Below are 21,492 nucleotides of genomic sequence, written 5' to 3'. Positions count from 1 at the left end.
CCAAAACCGAAAAAGAATGGGTTTACATAAAGTATTAAGAATAGTTGTATTAATTCTGGCCGTAGTAGGTATCGTTTCGCTTCTCATGGAGCTGTTCAGCGATAACGGATTGAATTTACAACTATACGTAGCATACATAACATTAGCACTTACCATATTTATTGTGTTGGTGTATGTACTGAAGGAGACTTTCTCCGGAAATTTGAAGAAAACTCTAATGTCCCTCGGAGCGTTTATACTCGTGGTGATCATCGGATACGTTCTTTCTGAAGGTGTAGAAACTGAAATGAGAGACGGTGAGATGTTATCGGAGAGCGGTTCCAAATGGGTAGGAACAGGGTTACACACGTTCTATATTTTAGCCATAGTGGCAATAGGATCGATGATATACAGCGGAATTAAAAAAGCAATGATGAAATAATGGGAAGAAGAGCAACACCTGAGGTTAATGCAGGGTCCATGGCAGATATCGCCTTCCTTCTCCTGATCTTTTTCCTGGTTACTACAACCATCGAAAAAGACAAGGGGATAGCGCGACAGTTGCCTCCTATTGAACCTCCTACCGAAGCTCCTCCACTGATCAAGGAAAAGAACTTGTTTATCGTTAACGTTAACAAGGACGATCAATTATTAGTGGAAGATAACTTAATGGAGCTAAAAGATCTTAGACAGGCTGCTATCGAGTTTCTCGACAATGGTGGTGCACCGTCGGGAAGTCCGGAGTATTGCAGTTATTGTAAAGGAGCCAGGAGCTCGTCTTCCTCGGATAACCCTGATAAAGCGGTTATTTCGGTTCAGAACGACAGGTTAACTTCGTATGAAATGTACATAGCGGTTCAAAACGAACTTGTGGCCGCGTATAACTTCCTTAGAGATCGTGAATCTCAAAGGTTATACGGATGGAAATTCACCGAAGTGAACAAGGCTATTAACGAAGGTAGTTTCAAAGGGAGCGAAGAAGCAGCCAAAGAGAAATTGGAGGCTGTTCAGAAATTATTCCCACTGAAATTATCCGAAGCTGAACCCAAGACAAAAGGACAATAAAAGCATATAGGTATGTCAAAATTTAAAAAGAAAAAAGGCGGCGAGTTACCCGCGATTTCAACAGCATCCTTACCGGATATTGTCTTCATGCTTCTGTTCTTTTTTATGGTAGTAACTGTATTGAGGGATACAAATCTCCTCGTTCAGAACCAACTGCCTAAAGCCGATCAGGTTGAGAAGCTAAAGAAGGACCGTGCAGTCTATATCTACGCAGGAAAACCCAGCTCACGTTACCAGGAAGTTTTTGGTACCGAAGGTAGGATCCAAATTGGTGACAAGTATACCAGTATAGACAATATCGGGCTGGCCCTGGAAGAGGCGAGACGTAAACTATTACCCGAACTACAGGACAAAGTATATGTTGCTTTGAAAGTAGACGGTGAGACCAATACCGGTTTGGTGAGTGATATCAAACAGGTTTTGAGAGAGCGTAATCTTCTCAAGATCATTTATATTACAACCCCCGGAAATCAATTGAATAATTAATTCATCTCTATCGAATTAATGAACGCCCCGGCAATAAAGCCGGGGCGTTCTTGTTTATATAATCTGAAATACTATTATCTTTAACCGATGCGCCATATGAATAGACAAATATGCATGATATTTCTCCTTCTGGGTGGTGTTCTTCTTGCACAAGATAGTATTCAGGAGCCATATGACAGTAAGTACCGGGAAGATCAATTCTATATAGGGATAACCTATAATGTGATTACGGACATTCCCGACGATGTGGCAACCACCGGGTTGTCGGGAGGAATACACTTTGGATTTTTACGAGACATGCCGATCAATGAGCGACGTAACATTGCAGTGGCTCTAGGGGCCGGGATGTCCATCGACAGATACGGCCAAACCCTTTTTGTTGGGGAGGATACCAATAACCAGTCAATATTCAGTGTTCTGGATAGTGATGTAGATTATAGCACCAATTATTTAACATCATACACAGCCGAAGCGCCCCTGGAATTTCGCTGGCGAAGTTCTAATGCGGAAACTTATAAATTTTGGCGAGTGTATGCAGGATTCAGGTTGGGGTATGCATTTTACTACCGAACTACCTTTAAACAAGCGGGAAATACTGTAAATCAAACCGATATTGCAGAGTTCGACAGACTCCGCCTGGGGACCAGTTTTAGTTTCGGATATAATACCTTCAACTTTTATGTTTATTACAGTATTAACCCCTTCTTCGAAAATGCTACTACAACTGAAGGTCAGGCCATCGATTTCAGAACAGTAAAAGTAGGACTGATGTTTTACATCCTATAACCAGAAATTCAGCATTACCAACTGGGGAATCACTCCTAAAAAAAATCCCATTACCAATTCCGGCACGGTATGAGAATTCGTGTGTAGACGAGACGAAGCCACCCAGCCATTTGCAACAAAAAGTAGTATGATCCATACGAGCAGGTTCACTTTGAAATGAACACTCAATCCAATAACAAACATGGTTACACCGGCGATGGCCATTTGGTGCAAACTAATTTTTTGTTTCAGGAAAACAAGGAAAAGTGCGGCAATAGCTGAGAATAATACAGCCACGAAGAAATAATATAATTCCGGACTGTCGTATGGGTTGAACACCATCTTGATTATCAGGAGCAGCAGTAAACATTGGAGCATCAAAGGAACTTTGCGTTCCTTGACATCTTCAAGCTGTATGCTACTCACTATATGCAAATTCTTAAGAAGGAAATAAGTCACCAGGGGAATAAGAAACGAAATGATACATACAGCTGTTAACTTTGCAAGGAACAGATCTTGTTCTACAAAGCGGGGTGTGACGACGAAATAGATGAAGGTTCCGAATAGTGGCATCAACAACGGATGAAACACATAAGCACCAATTCGGAGGAAAATATTCATTAGATCTCTTTTCTAAGTCGGGCAACGGGCAGGTCCAACTGTTCCCTGTATTTGGCAACAGTGCGGCGTGCAATAGGATATCCTTTTTCTTTCAGGATCTTGGCCAGTTTGTCGTCGGTAAGAGGTTTTCGCTTATCCTCTTCCGATATGGTGATCTCAAGTATCTTTTTGATCTCCCTGGTAGAAACATCCTCTCCCTGTACGTTTTTCATGGATTCACTGAAGAATTCCTTCACTAGCTTGGTGCCATAAGGCGTGTCAACGTACTTACTGTTCGCAACACGAGATACCGTAGATACGTCCATATTGATCTTATCGGCTATGTCTTTTAGAATCATGGGCTTGAGTTTACGCTCATCTCCACTTAAGAAGTACTCCTGCTGATGATGCATAATGGCATTCATGGTAACAAATAACGTCTGTTGGCGTTGTTTAATTGCATCGATAAACCACTTGGCGGCATCCAGTTTTTGTTTGATAAAGAGCACCGCATCTTTTTGCGATTTGGTTTTCTCTTTAGCCTCCTTGTATCCTTTCAACATATTAGAATATTCCCTGGAAACATGGAGTTCGGGAGCGTTTCTGCCATTGAGAGTTAGTTCCAGTTCACCTTCTACTATCCTGATGGCGAAGTCAGGCACCACATGTTCCACCATGCGCGTATTTCCGGAATATGTACCTCCCGGTTTCGGGTTTAGCCCTTCTACCTCATGTATGGCGTCCCTGAGTTGTTCTTCTGAAATGTCGAATTTCTGAAGTAATTTCTTATAATGCTTCTTGGTGAAATGATCGAAGGCTTCGTCTATGATACGGGTAGCGAGTTCCACATCGGGATTACTTTCCCTTCGGCGAAGTTGAATCAACAAACACTCCTGAAGATCCCGGGCAGCAACGCCGGCAGGATCAAGCTCCTGAACAACCCTTAAGACTTCCTCAACGCGCTCTTCAGTGGTGAAAACATTCTGCGTAAATGCAAGATCGTCTACGATATCGCTCACATTCCTTCGGATATAGCCGCTCTCGTCTACACTTCCCACTAGAAATTTCGCGATCTCCTCCGCTTCTTCGTCCAGTCGGTAAGTGTTCAGTTGTTGCAGCAAGTGCTGATTAAAAGACGTCCCGGAAGCATAAGGTGTTTGCTTGTCCTCATCGTCGGCCGAATAATTGCTCGCCGAAAGTTTATAGCTTGGAGTCTCGTCGTCGCTTAGGTAATCGTCCACGTTGATATCCGTTTCTATTACCTCTGTGCCGTCGTCATAATTATCATCGAAGGTATCATCTCCAAATTCATCATCGAATTCATCGCCTTCATCCTTCCCACCCTCAAGTGCCGGATTTTCTTCCATTTCCTGGGAGATTCGCTGTTCAAAGGCCTGGGTAGGCAACTGAATTAATTTCATAAGCTGTATCTGCTGAGGTGACAGCTTCTGTGAAAGTTTTAAATTCAGTTGTTGTTTTAACATATATTCAATATAACGATATATAAAATCAAATAAAAGGTCTGCTCAAAGAAGTTTTAGTATTCCCTCAAGTATAATTTTAAGACTCGCTATTCCTGGAAATGTTACGGGTTTAACCCACTTAAATTCACCGATAAGGGTATTAGAACTCCGCATTTCCAGGAGTCCTTGGATAAGGAATTACGTCCCTGATGTTGCCCATGCCGGTCACGAATTGAACAAGGCGCTCGAACCCTAGACCGAACCCACTGTGAACACAGGTTCCAAATTTTCTGAGGTCCAGGTACCAGTACAATTCCTCCTCCGGGATGTCCATGGCTTTCATCTTTTCCTGTAGCACATCATAGCGTTCCTCTCTTTGAGAACCGCCTACGATCTCACCAATACCGGGAAATAATACATCCATAGCGCGTACCGTCTTACCATCTTCATTCAAACGCATGTAGAACGCTTTGATTGTAGCGGGATAGTCGAAGAGGATCACAGGGCACTTGAAATGTTTTTCAACGAGGTAACGCTCATGTTCACTTTGAAGGTCGGCTCCCCACTCGTCGATTAGGAATTTGAATTTCTTCTTCTTATTGGGCTTGCTTTGTTTCAGTATTTCGATAGCTTCTGTGTAAGTAACTCGCTTGAAGTTATTGTCGATAATGAAATGCAATTTTTCCCTTAGGGTCATTTCACTGCGCTCCGCCTGGGGTTTGGTTTTATCTTCCTGGATCAGCCTGTTTTCAAGAAATTCAAGGTCCTCTGCACAATGGTCAAGTGCATATTGCACCACGTATTTTATAAAATCTTCGGCCAGGTCCATGTTGTCTGCAAGGTCGAAGAAAGCCATCTCAGGTTCGATCATCCAGAACTCGGCAAGATGGCGTGAAGTGTTTGAATTTTCAGCTCTGAATGTTGGGCCAAAGGTATACACCTTGCCCAGACCCATTGCATAGGTCTCTGCTTCCAGCTGTCCACTAACCGTTAGGTTGGTTTCCTTTCCGAAGAAATCCTGCTTGTAATCTACATCACCGTCTTCATTCCTCGGAGGATTCCCGGGATCAAAAGTAGTAACACGGAACATTTCGCCGGCGCCTTCGGCATCACTTCCAGTAATGATTGGTGAATGTAAATAGTGGAAGTTGTTCTTCCTGAAGTACTCATGAACGGCAAAAGCCAATTTGGAGCGCGTTCGCATGATCGCACCGAAAGTGTTAGTGCGAATACGAAGGTGAGCCTGCTCTCGCAGTGTTTCAAGTGAGTGGCGTTTCGGACTCAATATCGTTAGTTTTACCTCTTCAGGGTTGGCTTCTCCCAGGATCTCGATCTTGCTTGCCTGGATCTCAACTGCCTGTCCGGATCCCTGGCTTTCTATCAGCAGACCTGTAACTGCTATGGCTGCGCCTACAGTCACCTTCCGAAGTAATTCTTCTTCAAAGTTTTCAAAATCCACAACACATTGAAGATTCTTAATGGTTGAACCGTCATTTAACGCTATAAAGCGGTTACTTCTGAAAGAACGTACCCAACCTTTCACGGTCATTTCCAATGGTGAAGGTTCACTCTGTAAAATGATGCTTATCTCCGATTTTCGCATGCGATGTAATTTGAAGGCGTAAAGATACTTCTTAGTTGGAAAATGAACAACATATCTGGCCTACTCTTCCAGCTCATCCTCCTGTTCGGGAATGATACTCAGGGCAGGTTTTCTGAGGGTTTCCTTGTTGGCGATGTTTCGTTCCAGCGACAACAGCAGGGAAGGCAGTAAAAGTAGGTTGGAAAGCATAGCGAACAAAAGTGTTGCCGACACCAATGCTCCTAAGGCCACCGTACCCCCGAAACTCGAGATAGTAAAGACCGAAAATCCGAAGAAAAGCACGATGGATGTGTAGAACATACTTACTCCGGTTTCGCGAAGGGCGGCGTAAACCGATTTCTTGATCTTCCAGTTACTGGCAATGAGCTCCTGCCGGTATTTCGCCAGGAAGTGAATGGTATCGTCCACCGAAATCCCGAAGGCCACACTAAATACAAGAATGGTTGAAGGTTTTATTGGAACCCCAAGGAATCCCATTAGACCTGCAGTAATTAACAAGGGGAGTAGGTTAGGAATAAGTGATACCAGTATCATCCTGAAACTGCGGAACATCCATGCCATGAATAAAGCGATCAGGAAAACTGCCAGCGAAAGCGAAACCACAAGGTTCCGCACCAGGTATTTTGTTCCCTTCTGAAATACCAGGGCTTTACCGGTTAGGGAAACGTCGTACCGATCTTCAGGAAAAATCTTACTTATCTCTCCTTCGAGGTCTTCCTCTATCCTTTCGAAACGCTCCGTAGATGCGTCCTTCATAAAGGTTGTAATACGCGCAAACTGACCCGTGGAATCTACATAGGACGCCAGCAGGTTAGCATCATCGGCGCTGCTTTTTGCATGGGATAGAATGAAGGTCCGCTCCTGGCTGTTTGGTAATTGATAGTACTCCGGGTTGTTGTTGTAATAGGCCTGCTTGGAGTACTTTACAAGCTCAACCACGGAGATGGGTTTAGAGAATTCAGGAATGTCTGAAATGTAATCCTGCAACTCGTCGATCCTTCTCAAAGTTGCGAGTTTCATAACACCTTTCTTCCGTTTGGTATCAACCAGTATTTCCAGCGGCATGATTCCATCGTATTCACTTTCATAGAATTTTATATCGCTGTAAAACTCCTTGGTTTTAGGCATATCCTCTATAATACTACCTGAAATATGAATGTTGTAGATACCAATGATACTGGCACACAGCAACGCAACTGCAGAAACATAGATCGCTATTCGATGTTCTTTTACCATACGTTCCATCCAGTCCACGAACTTCCCAATCCACTCCTTGTTGAGGTGCTTCAGGTGTTTGTATTTTGGTACCGCCATGTAGCTGTACATAATGGGGATGATGAACAAACTCAAAAGGAAGATTGCAATGATGTTGATCGATGCCACGGCACCAAATTCTTTGAGAAGTTGACTGTTTGTAAGCATGAAGGTGGCAAAACCCGAAGCGGTTGTAACATTGGTCATCAGGGTTGCGTTTCCAACCTTGCTTATAACTCGCTGTAACGACTTAGCCTGGTTTCCATGATTTTTGATCTCCTGCTGATATTTGTTGATCAGGAAGATGCAATTCGGAATTCCTATCACGATGATAAGTGGAGGGATCAAAGCCGTCAATACCGTGATTTCGTAATGGAGTAGGCCGAGTATGCCGAAAGCCCACATTACTCCGATGATCACGGTGATCATGGAAATAAAGGTGGCCCTGAAGGAACGGAAGAAAAAGAAGAAGATCAGAGAGGTAACGAACAAGGCCGCACCGATGAACATACCTATCTCATCGATAATGTTCTGAGAATTTAATGTTCGGATATAAGGCATACCCGAGGTGTATACGTTTATCCCGGTTTTCTGTTCAAAGGCTTCAATACGGGGCACTAGTACCCGTTCTATAAAATCCTTTCGTACAGATGTATTAACGATGTCTTTCTTTAGATATATCGCAGTCCGCACCGAGTTCTTTCCACTATTGTAGATCAAGCCTTCGTAAAACGGTAATTTCTCGAAGAGTTCGTACTGGTATCTTTCCAGGCTTTCCGGAGTGAAAGTGCTATCCTTTACGAATGGAACGAGTTCGAATCCTACCGAATCTTTCTTTTTCTGAAGTTGTCTCAGATCGCCTATTGAAAGCGTAAGATCCACTTCATTGGCGGTCCTCAGGTCTGATGATAGACTGTTCCAGGCGACGAAATTCTCAGGGGTGAACAGGCTGTTATCCTTTACGCCTATAACAATAAGGTTTCCTTCTTCTCCGAATTGGGAGAGGAATTTATTGTACTCAATATTAATTTCGTGATCGTCCGGAAGGAGGTTAGCTTCGGTGTAGGTAAATCGCATGTGTTTCCACTGAGATGCGAGTAGGACCGTAATAATGGCGATAGCCACTAGTATCAGAGTGCGATTCCGAAGAATGAATCTCGCAACGGCACTCCAAAATCCGATACTAAAAAGTTTATCCAAAGCAGGCCCTGATTACGGTCGGGCAAAGGTATTAAAAACCCCAGTACATAAGCTGTTAAGGAGTTTATAATTTCAGATAAAAGGTGAATTTAAAGGAAATGTTGTCTTCGAAATCCGGAAGGTGATAAAATCCGTATCGATAGGCAAAGCTAAGTCCAAATCCAAAAAGCAATCGGTTTAGCTCCAGACCGGATTCAGAATACAACTCATCGAGCGTATTGAAAGGAATCCCCACATGCCGTTCCGGGCGAGACATATCCCCAAAGGCGTGGCGTGTTATAAACACTAGCTCGGGCTGGAATCTTTCGGAAAAATAAAATCGACGCAAACTGTGCTTTACCTGTAAAGTGAGTAATTGGTCCGAGAAGAACTCACCGAAATACATCGTCTCGAAGCTGCGCCGTCCTGCTACTGAAAACCGCTGCAGGATCTCATCTTTGGTGGGACTGTTCGGATAAGCATGGAACAGATGTGTTAAGGGTACGTCACCTGTGGCATAGTTACCTTCGAGTAAAATATTCGTGGATGAGAGATCTTCTCTCTTGATGTAATAGTCGAGTTTTAGTCCGAATTTTGTGTAGCTGAAATCACTACCGGCTATGCCAGGAATACTCTGGGTTACCTGGGCACTTATCTTAGGAAAACCATCGAAGTATTCTATGCGACCATCGTCCACCGTGATGAAATTGGTCTTCGGGCTTATTCTCACCGAAGCGGTAACTTCGGCTGTTTCATAAGCACTGTATAAGGTTCTGTTGTCCAGAAACTGATAGTCCTCAATCTGATCTATTTTTGAATGTTCCGCTCTCAATTCACCGAGAAATTTTGGAGAAAATTCATGCTGAACATTTCCCATGACGGTACGGTACTTGAAAAATTGCGTCACGTTCAAACGCCTCGGCTCGAAAACCGAATACACCCTGTTATCTGTGAGATAGGACATGGTGCCAATTTCCCGGATGTCGTCGTAATAGTATGCATTGATCCATGTACTGTGTTCTTTATTTACACGAACACTACCACCAATGCTGAATTTGAAATCTTTGTCCTTAAATCCTCTGGCTATATAGCCGCCTATCTTTAAATTTTCGAACAGGCGCTCATTGGTAATTCCGCCGAAGCCGAGTCTGAAACCTTCGTAATTATTGTATTTGATGAAATACCGAAGATCCACATCGAAGAAGCCAAGGGGGTAAAAACCTGATTTAAATGGGCTCACTTTTTTTTCCCTGGACGTTGAAGTTGTGTCCGGGCGCGTTTCAACAGCAGGTTCCTGGGCCTCGAGGAAAAAAGGTAATAGGAATAAGAGCAGGACAAGTGAGGTTTTACGCATGAATAACAGGAACGAATTTCAAGTTATTAAAGTATAAAGAAAGCGGCACAAGAGCCGCTTTTTTAGATTATGTTTAACGTGTTTTATCATTTAGACGGTCATGATCTCCTTTTCTTTCGCATGATAGATTTCGTCAATTCTTTTGATGTGATTGTCAGTCATCTCCTGGACATCGATTTCCAGGTTGCTTTTCATATCTTCTGAAACATCCAGTTCCTTAATATCGTTCATAGCAACCTTGCGATCATTACGAACACCTACCTTGGTGTCTTCTGCTTCTGCTTTCGCTTGTTTCGCCAATTCCCTCCGTCGTTCTTCTGTAAGGACCGGAACATTGATGATCACACTTTCTCCATTGTTCGAGGGATTGAATCCAAGATTTGCCACCATGATCGCCTTTTCGATCTCCGGGATAAGGGATTTGTCCCAGGGTTGAATCGAAATGGTCATGGCATCAGGAGTATTCACATTAGCTACCTGGTTCAATGGAGATTGAGTTCCGTAAGCTTCAACCTCTACTGAAGAAACCATTGCTGGAGAGGCTTTACCAGCACGTATGTTGATAAGCTTCTTCTCAAGATGCTTAATAGCATTATCCATAGCTTCTTTAGTGCTATCGATTATAAATTTAACTTCTTCGTCCATCACTTAAAATTTTTAAGATTTGTTCCAAAAATCAAACCAAAGTTACAAATTTACTTTTGTGCCTATATTTTCCCCGGAAACTACTTTGTAAAGATTTCCCTGGGTATTCATGTCGAAAACGATAATCGGCAGTTCATTTTCCTGGCTCAAAGTAAAGGCGGTAGTGTCCATTACTTTTAATCCTTTACGTAGGACATCATTAAAACTAATGTTGTCGAATTTCGTGGCTCCACTGTCCTTTTCCGGGTCGCTGGAGTAGATTCCATCCACTCGAGTTCCTTTGAGGATCACATCAGCGCCTATTTCGATTGCCCTTAGTACCGCTGCCGAATCTGTGGTGAAGTAAGGATTTCCCGTACCACCTCCAAAGATCACTACGCGACCTTTTTCCAGGTGTCGGATGGCCTTCCGACGTATAAATGGTTCGGCAACTTCATTTAGTTTTATAGCACTCTGAAGCCTGGTAGGCATACCCTCGTCTTCAAGTGCTCCCTGCAATGCCAGACCGTTGATCACCGTTGCAAGCATGCCCATATGGTCACCCTGTACCCGGTCCATACCTTTGCTGGCCCCGGACAATCCCCTGAATATATTCCCGCCTCCTATTACAATGGCAACTTCAACCCCTTTATCTGCAATTTGCTTTATCTCTTTTGCGTAGTCCTGGAGTCGTTGCGGGTCGATTCCATATTGCTGGCTACCCATAAGTGCTTCGCCGGATAATTTCAGTAGGATTCTTTTGTATTGCATAGTGGATTTCGTTCCAACAAAAATAGTTAAAAATTAAATCATCCATAAACAAAAACGCCTTTGAAAAATCAAAGGCGTTCTTATTTTCTATATCTGAAAACTTTATGACAAAGAAACTCTTTCGAAGGAAACAACTTCTACATCACCGTATGATTGCACATATTCGGCAACAGTAAGTTTTTCGTCCTTGATAAATTTCTGGTCAAGCAAGCACTGCTCCTGGTCAAGGGTAGTGTTGTCTGAAATAAACCGCTCTAGTTTTCCAGGTACTATCCTATCAAGGATCTGCTCTGGCTTACCTTCAGCGATCAATTCAGCTTTGATGTCAGCCTCAGCCTGTGCAAGCACCTCATCAGTCAATTGAGCTCTTGAAATGTACTTAGGAACATTTTTCAATGTTTTTCCTAGTCGGCCAAGCTCAATGTTGTCCTTTTCAATTACAGCGATTCGAGCCTCTGTTTCAGAAGCAATAAAATCTGCATCGAAATCTTTGTAAGATAGGGTAGTCGCGCCCATGGAGGCAACTTGCATAGCAAGATCTTTTGCTAATACCTCGGCATTATCAACAGCAGCTGAAAGCCCTACGATAGCAGCGATCTTGTTTCCGTGGATGTACGATCCTAAGTAAGGAGCTTCTATCGTTTTGTAAGCACCGATTTCAATCTTCTCACCAATCACACCAGTTTGCTCGGTAAGTTTCTCTTCAACAGTGATCCCTCCGAAATCGGCCGCCATGAATTCTTCCTTAGTAGAAGTTCCAAGAGCTATCTCAGCCATTTGATGCGCCATTGCAACGTAGTCATCGTTCTTAGACACAAAATCTGTTTCACAATTCAGAGAAACGATGGCACCTTTAGTCTTGCTATCGTTCACCTTAGCAATAACAGCTCCTTCGCTGGAGTCGCGATCGGCTCTTTTTTCAGCAACCTTCTGTCCCTTTTTTCTAAGGATCTCAATTGCTTTATCGAAATCACCTTCAGCCTCTACTAATGCCTTTTTACAGTCCATCATTCCGGCTCCGGTTTTTTGTCTCAATTCGCTTACCATTTTAGCGGTAATCTTAACCATTTCCATAGTGTTTTCCGTTTTATTTAAGAGTCATCGATTCTTTAAAGAAATTACCGTGAAACTCTTTTGCTTTTGTAATTGTTATTCTTCTTCTTTTGTTGCTTCGGCTTCCACTACCGGTGCAGCAGTTGCTGCTTTGGCCTTAGGAGCTTCTGCTTTTGGTGCTTCAGCCTTAGGAGCCTCTGCTTTCGGAGATTCAGCTTTTGCCGTCTCTGCATCCTTGTTGTTCTTGCGCTCGGCAAGACCTTCAATAACAGCTTCGGATACTCGTGAAACTATCTTCTCGATAGATTTAGAAGCATCGTCATTCGATGGGATCACGTAATCGATATCTCGAGGATCACTGTTAGTATCAACCATAGCGAAGATCGGGATGTTCAATTTCTGTGCTTCTTTCACGGCGATGTGCTCTCTCGTTGTATCCACGATGAAAAGCGCACCAGGCAATCTGCTCATATCACTGATAGAACCAAGGTTCTTCTCAAGTTTCGCACGGGTACGATCAACGGCAAGTCGCTCTTTCTTAGAAAGCGTGTTGAATGTACCATCTTGTTTCATACGATCGATCATGGCCATTTTTTTAACGGCCTTTCTGATCGTTACGAAGTTGGTAAGCATTCCCCCCGGCCATCTTTCCGTGATGTATGGCATGTTAGCATTGCCTGCTTTTTCAGCAACAATGTCTTTTGCCTGCTTCTTAGTAGCTACGAAAAGGATCTTACGCCCGCTAGAGGCGATCTTCTGCATTGCTTCGCAAGCTTCATCAAGCTTAGCAGCAGTTTTGTAAAGGTTCAGGATGTGGATCCCGTTACGCTCCATATAGATATAGGGAGCCATGTTGGGATTCCATTTTCGGGTTAGGTGCCCAAAGTGAACACCGGCGTCAAGGAGGTCCTTAACTTCTTTGTTGTTTGCCATTTTGTTTTAGTTTACGTTCCTGTTTAGATAGCAACCAGTTCGGAAACCGACATTGGTTTAGATGCTAAACTAACTCAACAATTCCCTTTTAATTAAGGGCCTCCTTCGCTAAAGCTTCGGAGGATGTTGATAACAGCTTTATTAATAAAAATATGAACTTGTAACCGCACCTGGCCATTCGGCATGAACAGCCAGGCAGGGTTGAAAAATTTTAACGCTTAGAGAACTGGAATTTCTTACGTGCTTTCTTCTGTCCGAATTTCTTACGCTCAACCATTCTCGGGTCTCTTGTAAGTAATCCTTCAGGCTTCAAGACACTCCTGTTTTCTTCGTTTACTTCACACATTGCTCTGGACAATGCCAAACGGATGGCTTCGGCCTGTCCTGTGATACCACCTCCATAGACATTCACACTGATGTCGAAAGTCTTCTCGTTGTCGGTAAGTGCTAATGGTTGCTTTACCTTGTAACGAAGGGTGTCTGTTGTGAAATATTTATCCATGTCGCGCTTGTTCACAGTGATCTTTCCTTTTCCTTCGGAAAGGTATACTCGTGCAACCGCAGTCTTTCTTCTTCCTATTTTGTGTATTGTGTCCATTCTTACTTTTTGTCGTTTAGATTAATGGTTTTTGGCTTTTGTGCTTCCTGATCGTGCTCAGTTCCTGCATACACTTTCAGATTTCTGAATAACTGGGCACCCAGTTTATTCTTCGGAAGCATGCCCTTTACCGCTTTTTCTACGATTCGGGTAGGATCTTTTTCAAACAACTCACTAGCGTTCAAGCTGCGTTGTCCACCTGGATATCCGGTGTGACGGATATAGGTTTTGTCCTGCCATTTGTTTCCTGTAAGACGGATCTTTGCCGCATTAGTAATAATTACATTATCACCGCAATCCACATGTGGAGTGAAATTCGGCTTGTGCTTTCCGCGAAGTAACTTAGCGACTTCGCTCGCAAGACGACCCAATGCTTGCCCGTCCGCATCCACCAACAACCACTCTTTATTTACGGTGTTCTTGTTAGCCGATACTGTTTTGTAACTCAATGTATCCATTTCGTTTTTTGTCAATAGTTAATAAAACATTGTTTTTTCCCCTAAAAAAGGGCTGCAAATGTACCATTAATTATTTGAAAAACAATATAGGAGAAAGTTTTTTTGGATCCCTTCTGAAGGGCCGTCAAACGTTAAAAAAGTATTAATTAACAACATAAGCTGTCACTTACCTGCTTAACTTAAGTCTTTAATTCATCAATCAACAACCAAACCAGCATGTCAATTCATCAATCGATCTGCCTGTTCCTGGCTATTCTATTAATTCAATTTGTTTATGCACAATCGGAAAGTAGTAATGATTCCAAACCGGTTAGCTACGAAAAAAGAGTCTATACCACTGCTTCGGTGGCTGGTTTGGAACCCATCAGTATAGATGGGGTGCTCGATGATACTGCATGGGATGCGGTGGAGTGGACTTCAGACTACGTGGAATTCCAACCGGACAATGGTACCGAACCCACCGAGCAGACTAAAATGAAAATCGTCTACGACGATAAAAACCTGTATGTGGCTTTCCGCTGTTACCAGGAAGATCCCTCAACTATAGAAAGGCGAATGGGAAGAAGAGATGATTTCCCAGGTGATTGGGTAGAGATCAATATCGATAGTTATGGAGACGACAGATCCGGTTTTTCCTTTACAGCGTCGGTATCTGGGGTAAAAGGAGATGAGTTTATCTCCAATAATGGAAATTTCGATGACAGCTGGAACCCTATATGGTATTTAGATACCAATATTGACGAAGAGGGATGGACGGCTGAAATGCGAATTCCATTGAGTCAGCTTCGTTTCGGCAACGATGAAGAACAAGTATGGGGAATTCAGTCTACACGACGATATTTCGGAAATGAAGAACGATCATTATGGCAACCTTTTCCACCAAACCCTCCTGGTTGGGTAAGTGAATTCGGAGAACTTAGAGGTATAAAGGGAATCAAACCTCAGAAGCAATTAGAAATTCAACCCTATACGGTAGCGCAGCTCGATACTTACGAGGCCCAACCGGGGAATCCATTCCGGGATGGCAATGATTCAAGACTAACGGGAGGGCTGGATGCCAAGATTGGAATTACAAACGACCTTACCTTAGATCTTACGATTAATCCCGACTTCGGACAAGTAGATGCCGATCCGGGAGCCGTGGCCCTGGATGGTTTCGAGATCTTCTTCCAGGAACGCCGACCTTTCTTTGTAGAGAATAAGAATGTATTTGACTTCCGGGTAGGGGGTGGTGCAGATAATGTCTTCTTTTCCAGGAGAATTGGAAGGACACCGCAGGGTTTCACCACAGCGGATGAATCGAAGGGAGAATTTGCCGATATCCCGAATTTTACCACCATCCTTGGAGCAGCAAAATTCAGTGGAAAAACAAAGAACGGATGGGCAATTGGTCTTTTAGAAAGTATAACCAATAAAGAGTTTGCCGAGATCGAACTAAATACAGACCGGGAAGTTCTCAATAACCTGGATGAACTGGGTGAACCAAGAGAAGAAGTAGTAGAACCGCTTACAAATTATCTTGTAGCCAGAGCCCAAAAGGATTTCAACGATAATAATTCGTTTATCGGAGGAATAATTACGGCAACCAATCGAAGGATGGAAGAACGTCTCGATTTTCTGAGGGAGAGTGCTTACACTGGAGGAATTGATTTCAGGCACAACTGGAAGGAACGAAAGTACTATGCAACCGGTAAATTCACTTTCAGTAATGTAAATGGGAGTCCTGAGGCTATCGAGAGAACCCAAACCTCGTTAACACACTTATTCCAGCGGGTAGACGCCGGGCACGTGGATGTAGACCCTTTGCGTACTTCACTGTCGGGAACTGGAGGTAGTTTTGAAATAGGAGGACGAAGCGATGATGGAAAATGGAGATATAACACAGGAGGGAACTTCAGATCACCGGAGTTGGAACTAAATGATATTGGATTTCTAAGACAGGCGGACCAGTTAACTCAGTATATCAATGTGCGAAGGCTATGGAACAACTCAACAAGTTGGTATCGTCAGGCCAATATAGGAGTGAATCAATTTACCCAATACGATTTCGAAGGGAATTACAATCGAATTCAGTATGAAGTCAACGGCTATGTGAACTGGAAAAACAACTGGTGGAGCGAGGTAGGCTTCGGACACAAACCCCGGATATTTACCAATACCTTCTTGAGAGGAGGGCCGAGATGGCGATTCAGTGATGAAAATTTTGTATTCCTGTTCTCTGGTATGGACGGTAGGAAGAAATTCAATATGCATGCAGGAATTGTCCGTTCCATGGCACAGCAGGATAACTTCTCTTTTGAACGATATGTGCTCCGATTCTTTTATCAACCGTTGAATTCATTAAGTCTTTCCCTTATCAATGAATTCGAAGTAAACCCAAACAAAACGCAATACGTAAGCGAACAGGCCTTCAATGGAACTCCGCGCTATATTCTGGGTGAAATTGAGAATGAGTCATTGAGCACCACACTCAGGGTCAATTATAACATTAACCCGAACCTCACCATTCAATATTACGGGCAACCTTTCATATTTAAAGCAAAGTTCTCGAACTTCAATTATGCGAACCAGTCCGAAGCCGAAGACCTTAATGAACGCGTTACCTGGTACGAAAACGAGCAGATCTCATTCGAGGACGATGTCTACTCCGTTGATGAGGATATGGATGGAAATACGGATTACACTTTCAGTAACCCGGATTTTGCTTTTGTACAATTCCGTTCAAACCTCGTAGTCCGTTGGGAATACATTCCGGGCTCGGAGATCTTTTTAGTATGGTCACAAGGCATAACCGGCCTGGGAGATGTGAACAACGATTTTGGGTCTATTATCGACAACCAACTTCTTAGTCAGCGACCACAAAATACCTTCCTTATAAAGGCGACATATCGCTTTGTGCTCTAATTTTCATCAATTCTGATACTGCACTTTATCTAAAAAAAGTGCATTTCATCGATAATAAAGTGTAGCTATCGAAAACCAATTTTCCGATAGCTACTTTATTTTGGAGTCTAATTCCCACATCCTACATTTGTCCTCAAGTGTAGATCACTTAACGATGAAAAATACTTTTTTTGCCCTTTTTTTGTTCACCTCGTTTAACCTACTTTCCCAGGTTGGAATAGGCAATACTGACCCACAGGCTGCCCTGGATATTCAATCTGGAACTCAAGGTGTACTACTTCCCAGAGTCGCATTAGCGTCTACCACAGACAATACTACAATTGTCAACCCAAAAGGCGGAGCTATAGCCGAAAGTACCTTGGTTTACAATACAGGAACCGGCGGACTTACCTCGACTGGCTTTTTTTATTGGGACGGAAGTGAATGGATACAGCTTGCAGATAACTCCCCTAAAGTGCATGTTGGGAAGGCTATAATTACCGGTTCAGGAACACTGGTGGTCAATGGCCTTCCATTTAAACCTTCAAGTGTGTCAATCACCGCATATGCAAATGTGGATGCGTATACGCTAGATGCTGATAATGGTGTGGCAAATAATAATGCTGGTATCCCTAATGTATTTGGATTCATGAAAGGATATGCAAGCGACAACTCCGGAAGTATCGATCAACAGGTGATATTTGGTGGAGGAAGTGGTAATTCAATCAATGATATCTCTCGCTATGCCTCTCCCAGCCACTGTGTGGGATTGCGCTATGTTGATAAAAACGGAACCTCACTAGGTGTTACAAGCGCAGCTTTAACTTCTTTTAATTCAGATGGATTTACCCTAAATGTCGATTCTTACGCAGACGGCGTAGTAATAATATACGAGGCGTATAAATAATTTTGTTGATTTTTTTTATAATTGAAATTGATGCTTAGGCGAATTACCCCCATTTTAATGGGGGTAATTTTGTATTTTACCAATATCAAAATGAAATTTATGAAACTTAGTTTATTCTATAGTGTTCTTCTACTTTCAGTGCTACTTCTATTTACTAGTTGTTCCAGTGATGATGATACGAGTGAAGAAGAACAGGGCTCATCCTCGATTGTGGCATCATGGATATTGCAAAATTACTTCATTTCTAATCCTGCTGATTTCAATGGTGACGGGGAGAAGACAAATGATATCATGTCTGAGCTGATGTGTTTCGAAATTACTCTGAGAATGAGGGAAAATGGCACCTTTACGGAAATTGCACGGTCTCTTATTGTTCAGCAGGATCAAAACGGAAATGTTATATCCGCTCAATGTGGTAACCTTGTTGAGCTCCAAGGAACCTGGCAATTGAATAATGACCGACTTGAACAATACTTCTCCGCCTTGGACACGACAATAACGAGCAGAGTGATCATTGGCCCGGAAACTTTATCACGAAATAGTATTGGTGATAATACATCATTCAATTTTGGTGCTGTAGAGCAGATATTCGTTCGTCAGTAGTTAAGAATTAATGCGCTTCCAGCCAATCTTGCCCTAATCCCATATCAACTACCAAAGGAACCGCCAACTCATAGGCGCCTTCCATTTCGGTCTTGATCATTTCCTTCAATTTATCGAGCTCTGGTTTGTATGCGTCAAAGACCAATTCATCATGTACCTGTAGCAGCATTTTACTTCGGAAATCACCTTCCGCGAGTTTTCGATGAATGTTGATCATCGCAATCTTGATGATATCGGCAGCACTTCCCTGGATAGGAGCATTTACGGCGTTTCTTTCCGCAGCACCACGAACTACTGCATTACTTCCGTTGATACCATTGAGATATCGCCTTCGTCCTAAAACGGTTTGTACATAACCATTTTCCCTGGCAAAGTGAATCTGATCGTCAATATAATCACGGAGTTTGGGATAAGTCTTGTAATAGGTTTCTATTAGTTCCTTCGCCTCAGTTCTGGAAAGGTCGGTTTGATTGCTGAGTCCGAAGGCTGAAACACCATAAATGATACCGAAGTTCACCGTTTTTGCATTGCCCCGCTGCTCTCGTGTAACTTCCTCAAGAGGAACATTGAATACCTTGGCGGCGGTGGAAGCGTGAATATCTTCCCCGTTGCGGAACGCTTGTATCATATTCTCTTCCTGGCTCAATGCCGCAATAATTCGCAGTTCGATCTGGGAGTAATCAGCAGCGAGTAGAACATGATCGTTATCTCGGGGAATAAAGGCTTTTCTCACTTGTCTTCCGCGTTCGGTTCGGATAGGTATGTTCTGAAGGTTTGGGTTATTACTACTCAATCTTCCGGTTGCTGCCACGGTTTGCATATAATCCGTATGAACCCTTCCGGTAGATGGCTCCACCTGGTTGGGTAATGCATCTACGTATGTGCTTTTCAGCTTTGCAAGTCCCCGATACTCCAACACATCCCGAATTATCTTATGATCTTTGGCTAATGAGGAAAGGACATCTTCTGCGGTAGAATATTGCCCCGTCTTGGTTTTCTTCGGCTTGTCTACCAGCTTCATTTTGTCGAACAATATATCACCGAGTTGCCTTGGAGAACCTATATTGAATTCTTCACCGGCTTCATTGTAGATCTCGCTTTCCAGCCTCTTAATGTCTCTGTCCAGTTCTTCGGAAAGAGATGCAAGGAATTCTTTGTTCAGGTTAATTCCTTCCAGTTCCATGTCAGCCAATACACGAAGTAGGGGTATCTCGATCTCATCAAATAATTTCTGCGTATTCGCCTCGCCCAGTTCCTGTTCGAAATGTTCTTTTAGCTGTAGGGTGATATCCGCATCTTCAACAGCGTATTCCGTTTGCTCTTCCAGCGGAACATCCCGCATCGATAATTGGTTCTTTCCTTTCTTTCCTATCAATTCCGTGATTGAAACAGGCGTATAGTTCAGGTAAGTTTCCGAAAGTACATCCATATTATGGCGCATATCGGGATTGATCAGGTAGTGTGCCAGCATGGTGTCGAATAGCTTGCCCTTAACGGTTACCCCGTATTTTGCCAATACCTTTATATCGTATTTCAGATTCTGCCCGATCTTCTGAATGTTTTCATTCTCGAAAAAAGGAGTAAGGGTACCAATCAATCCTTTAGCTTCATCAAAATCTTCGGGAAAGGGCAGGTAGTAACCTTTTCCAGGTTCCCAGCTGAATGCGATTCCTACAAGTTCGGCGGTAATCGGGTTCAGTCCTGTAGTTTCGGTATCGAAGCAAACACTGGCTTGACTGTTCAAATTCCGAAGGAATAATTCGGTGCCAATACCCGGTTGTACCGTTTGATAGAAATGTGGCACTTCGTCAATGGTATTCCTGCTGGAGTACGCTTTTGTGGCATCAGAGGGTTCACCATCGCCGCCGAATAGCGAAAATTGTCCGCTTCCCGCTTTAGAGGGACTGGCCTTTTTTTCTACTGGTTTTGTTTCTGAAGTTGCTTTGGGTGTATTCTCTGTGGCAGCTTCCGAAGAGAACGTTTTAATGAAATTATCGGTCAGCCTGCGGAATTCCAATTCCTCGAAGATCTTAGTAACTTCCTGTATGTCCGGTTCACACATCTCGAAATCCTTCTCATCAAATTCAACGGGGACATCGAGCATAATAGTGGCAAGTTTTTTAGACAGGAGACCAAGTTCCTTGGCACCCTCCACTTTTTCCTTCATCTTACCTTTTAGCTGGTCTGTATTTTCCAACAGTCCTTCCATGGAACCAAATTGCGTGATGAATTTCTTGGCCGTTTTCTCTCCTACTCCCGGTAAGCCGGGAATGTTGTCTGAGCTATCACCCATCATTCCCAGGAAGTCGATCACCTGGGTTGGCTCTGTTACTTCAAATTTTTTCTGGACCTCGGGTATACCCCAGGTCTCGTAACCACCACCAAAAACCGGCTTATACATAAAGATGTTTTCAGAAACCAGTTGGGCGAAGTCTTTATCAGGAGTCACCATAAAGGTTTTATAACCTTCTTTTTCAGCTTTTTTTGCCAGGGTTCCGATGATGTCGTCTGCTTCATACCCTTCTTTTACCATGACCGGTATTTTCATCGCTTTGAGAATATCCTCGATAATTGGAACAGCAACACGAATGGCATCCGGAGTTTCGTCCCGGTTCGCTTTATAGTCTGTAAACATCTCATTTCTTGCGTCACTACCTCCTTTATCAAAACAGACCGCCAGGTGGTCGGGTCGCTCCCGTTTTATCACGTCGAGTAAAGAGTTTGTGAACCCGAGGATGGCAGAGGTGTCCAGGCCTTTGGAGTTGATTCGAGGATTTTTTATAAAGGCGTAATACCCGCGAAAGATCAATGCGTAGGCGTCAACTAAGAAAAGGCGTTTTTGATCGGACATATTAGTGAATTGATGTACCATCAAAAGTATAAATAAGCCGTAAGAAAAAAGAATTTTACCTCA

Annotated in this window: 19 protein-coding genes; 7 read left to right on the top strand and 12 right to left on the bottom strand. The window is 43.2% G+C overall.

The window, feature by feature from the left end; all coding sequences use genetic code 11:
• Positions 1-16: 16 nt before the first annotated feature.
• The 4 genes from J1N09_RS03755 to J1N09_RS03740 all read left to right on the top strand — a co-directional run bounded on the left by J1N09_RS03755 (position 17) and on the right by J1N09_RS03740 (position 2,316).
• On the top strand, positions 17-421 hold the full coding sequence (locus J1N09_RS03755; protein WP_265198248.1) for a hypothetical protein: 405 nt from the start codon (positions 17-19) through the stop codon (positions 419-421).
• Positions 421-1,044: an ExbD/TolR family protein gene (locus J1N09_RS03750; RefSeq protein WP_265198246.1), complete on the top strand. Its 624-nt coding sequence runs from the start codon at positions 421-423 to the stop codon at positions 1,042-1,044. The genes J1N09_RS03755 and J1N09_RS03750 overlap by 1 nt, the downstream gene beginning before the upstream one ends.
• A 12-nt stretch (positions 1,045-1,056) precedes the next feature.
• Complete coding sequence (locus J1N09_RS03745; protein ID WP_265198244.1) at positions 1,057-1,530, top strand: ExbD/TolR family protein; 474 nt, start codon at positions 1,057-1,059, stop codon at positions 1,528-1,530.
• A 96-nt stretch (positions 1,531-1,626) separates the two neighbouring features.
• Complete coding sequence (locus J1N09_RS03740) at positions 1,627-2,316, top strand: PorT family protein (protein ID WP_265198243.1); 690 nt, start codon at positions 1,627-1,629, stop codon at positions 2,314-2,316.
• Here J1N09_RS03740 and J1N09_RS03735 read toward each other — a convergent pair.
• From J1N09_RS03735 to rplM, 11 genes are all read right to left on the bottom strand, one after another.
• Positions 2,311-2,916: a hypothetical protein gene (locus J1N09_RS03735; RefSeq protein WP_265198241.1), complete on the bottom strand. Its 606-nt coding sequence runs from the start codon at positions 2,914-2,916 to the stop codon at positions 2,311-2,313. The two genes, J1N09_RS03740 and J1N09_RS03735, sit on opposite strands and share 6 nt — an antisense overlap.
• Positions 2,916-4,379: an RNA polymerase factor sigma-54 gene (gene rpoN, locus J1N09_RS03730; protein WP_265198240.1), complete on the bottom strand. Its 1,464-nt coding sequence runs from the start codon at positions 4,377-4,379 to the stop codon at positions 2,916-2,918. The genes J1N09_RS03735 and rpoN overlap by 1 nt, the downstream gene beginning before the upstream one ends.
• Positions 4,380-4,518: 139 nt before the next feature.
• Positions 4,519-5,961, bottom strand: coding sequence for an asparagine--tRNA ligase (gene asnS / locus J1N09_RS03725; protein ID WP_265198238.1), 1,443 nt, complete (start codon positions 5,959-5,961; stop codon positions 4,519-4,521).
• A gap of 60 nt (positions 5,962-6,021) precedes the next feature.
• On the bottom strand, positions 6,022-8,415 hold the full coding sequence (locus J1N09_RS03720) for an efflux RND transporter permease subunit (RefSeq protein ID WP_265198237.1): 2,394 nt from the start codon (positions 8,413-8,415) through the stop codon (positions 6,022-6,024).
• 64 nt (positions 8,416-8,479) lie between these two features.
• Positions 8,480-9,748 (bottom strand): DUF5686 family protein, encoded by a 1,269-nt coding sequence (locus J1N09_RS03715; protein ID WP_265198235.1) that lies wholly within the window; start codon positions 9,746-9,748, stop codon positions 8,480-8,482.
• A gap of 90 nt (positions 9,749-9,838) precedes the next feature.
• Positions 9,839-10,393 carry a ribosome recycling factor gene (gene frr / locus J1N09_RS03710; protein WP_265198234.1) on the bottom strand — a complete coding sequence of 185 codons (555 nt, stop codon included), beginning with the start codon at positions 10,391-10,393 and terminating at the stop codon, positions 9,839-9,841.
• Between the two features lie 42 nt (positions 10,394-10,435).
• Positions 10,436-11,143 (bottom strand): UMP kinase, encoded by a 708-nt coding sequence (gene pyrH / locus J1N09_RS03705; protein ID WP_265198233.1) that lies wholly within the window; start codon positions 11,141-11,143, stop codon positions 10,436-10,438.
• A 102-nt stretch (positions 11,144-11,245) separates the two neighbouring features.
• Positions 11,246-12,211: a translation elongation factor Ts gene (tsf, locus tag J1N09_RS03700; protein WP_265198231.1), complete on the bottom strand. Its 966-nt coding sequence runs from the start codon at positions 12,209-12,211 to the stop codon at positions 11,246-11,248.
• Positions 12,212-12,292: 81 nt separating this feature from the next.
• A complete protein-coding gene (gene rpsB / locus J1N09_RS03695) occupies positions 12,293-13,129 on the bottom strand; it encodes a 30S ribosomal protein S2 (protein WP_265198230.1) in 837 nt (278 codons plus the stop codon).
• A gap of 211 nt (positions 13,130-13,340) precedes the next feature.
• The gene (gene rpsI / locus J1N09_RS03690; RefSeq protein ID WP_265198228.1) at positions 13,341-13,727 is read right to left on the bottom strand and encodes a 30S ribosomal protein S9; all 387 of its coding nucleotides are present in this window, start codon (positions 13,725-13,727) and stop codon (positions 13,341-13,343) included.
• A gap of 2 nt (positions 13,728-13,729) precedes the next feature.
• A complete protein-coding gene (gene rplM, locus J1N09_RS03685) occupies positions 13,730-14,185 on the bottom strand; it encodes a 50S ribosomal protein L13 (protein WP_265198227.1) in 456 nt (151 codons plus the stop codon).
• 216 nt (positions 14,186-14,401) lie between these two features.
• Between rplM and J1N09_RS03680 the strand changes: the two genes are divergently transcribed.
• From J1N09_RS03680 to J1N09_RS03670, 3 genes are all read left to right on the top strand, one after another.
• Complete coding sequence (locus J1N09_RS03680; protein WP_265198225.1) at positions 14,402-17,089, top strand: carbohydrate binding family 9 domain-containing protein; 2,688 nt, start codon at positions 14,402-14,404, stop codon at positions 17,087-17,089.
• 154 nt (positions 17,090-17,243) lie between these two features.
• Positions 17,244-17,975, top strand: coding sequence for a hypothetical protein (locus J1N09_RS03675; RefSeq protein WP_265198223.1), 732 nt, complete (start codon positions 17,244-17,246; stop codon positions 17,973-17,975).
• A 99-nt stretch (positions 17,976-18,074) separates the two neighbouring features.
• Positions 18,075-18,578, top strand: a complete 504-nt coding sequence (locus tag J1N09_RS03670; protein WP_265198222.1) for a hypothetical protein — start codon at positions 18,075-18,077, stop codon at positions 18,576-18,578.
• A gap of 7 nt (positions 18,579-18,585) precedes the next feature.
• Here J1N09_RS03670 and polA read toward each other — a convergent pair whose 3' ends face one another.
• Positions 18,586-21,429 carry a DNA polymerase I gene (gene polA / locus J1N09_RS03665; RefSeq protein ID WP_265198220.1) on the bottom strand — a complete coding sequence of 948 codons (2,844 nt, stop codon included), beginning with the start codon at positions 21,427-21,429 and terminating at the stop codon, positions 18,586-18,588.
• Positions 21,430-21,492: the final 63 nt, after the last annotated feature.

Origin of the sequence: Aureitalea sp. L0-47, from assembly GCF_026126405.1 — a bacterium.
Classification (GTDB): domain Bacteria; phylum Bacteroidota; class Bacteroidia; order Flavobacteriales; family Flavobacteriaceae; genus Pukyongia.
This window is presented reverse-complemented; position numbering and strand designations above follow the sequence as displayed.

Bases quoted from the DNA above. Each gene is read 5' to 3' on its own strand.
- J1N09_RS03755 (WP_265198248.1), top strand. From the start codon at position 17: ATGGGTTTACATAAAGTATTAAGAATAGTTGTATTAATTCTGGCCGTA.
- J1N09_RS03750 (WP_265198246.1), top strand. From the start codon at position 421: ATGGGAAGAAGAGCAACACCTGAGGTTAATGCAGGGTCCATGGCAGAT.
- J1N09_RS03745 (WP_265198244.1), top strand. From the start codon at position 1,057: ATGTCAAAATTTAAAAAGAAAAAAGGCGGCGAGTTACCCGCGATTTCA.
- J1N09_RS03740 (WP_265198243.1), top strand. From the start codon at position 1,627: ATGAATAGACAAATATGCATGATATTTCTCCTTCTGGGTGGTGTTCTT.
- J1N09_RS03735 (WP_265198241.1), bottom strand. From the start codon at position 2,916: ATGAATATTTTCCTCCGAATTGGTGCTTATGTGTTTCATCCGTTGTTG.
- rpoN (WP_265198240.1), bottom strand. From the start codon at position 4,379: ATGTTAAAACAACAACTGAATTTAAAACTTTCACAGAAGCTGTCACCT.
- asnS (WP_265198238.1), bottom strand. From the start codon at position 5,961: ATGCGAAAATCGGAGATAAGCATCATTTTACAGAGTGAACCTTCACCA.
- J1N09_RS03715 (WP_265198235.1), bottom strand. From the start codon at position 9,748: ATGCGTAAAACCTCACTTGTCCTGCTCTTATTCCTATTACCTTTTTTC.
- frr (WP_265198234.1), bottom strand. From the start codon at position 10,393: ATGGACGAAGAAGTTAAATTTATAATCGATAGCACTAAAGAAGCTATG.
- pyrH (WP_265198233.1), bottom strand. From the start codon at position 11,143: ATGCAATACAAAAGAATCCTACTGAAATTATCCGGCGAAGCACTTATG.
- tsf (WP_265198231.1), bottom strand. From the start codon at position 12,211: ATGGTTAAGATTACCGCTAAAATGGTAAGCGAATTGAGACAAAAAACC.
- rpsB (WP_265198230.1), bottom strand. From the start codon at position 13,129: ATGGCAAACAACAAAGAAGTTAAGGACCTCCTTGACGCCGGTGTTCAC.
- rpsI (WP_265198228.1), bottom strand. From the start codon at position 13,727: ATGGACACAATACACAAAATAGGAAGAAGAAAGACTGCGGTTGCACGA.
- rplM (WP_265198227.1), bottom strand. From the start codon at position 14,185: ATGGATACATTGAGTTACAAAACAGTATCGGCTAACAAGAACACCGTA.
- J1N09_RS03680 (WP_265198225.1), top strand. From the start codon at position 14,402: ATGTCAATTCATCAATCGATCTGCCTGTTCCTGGCTATTCTATTAATT.
- J1N09_RS03675 (WP_265198223.1), top strand. From the start codon at position 17,244: ATGAAAAATACTTTTTTTGCCCTTTTTTTGTTCACCTCGTTTAACCTA.
- J1N09_RS03670 (WP_265198222.1), top strand. From the start codon at position 18,075: ATGAAACTTAGTTTATTCTATAGTGTTCTTCTACTTTCAGTGCTACTT.
- polA (WP_265198220.1), bottom strand. From the start codon at position 21,429: ATGTCCGATCAAAAACGCCTTTTCTTAGTTGACGCCTACGCATTGATC.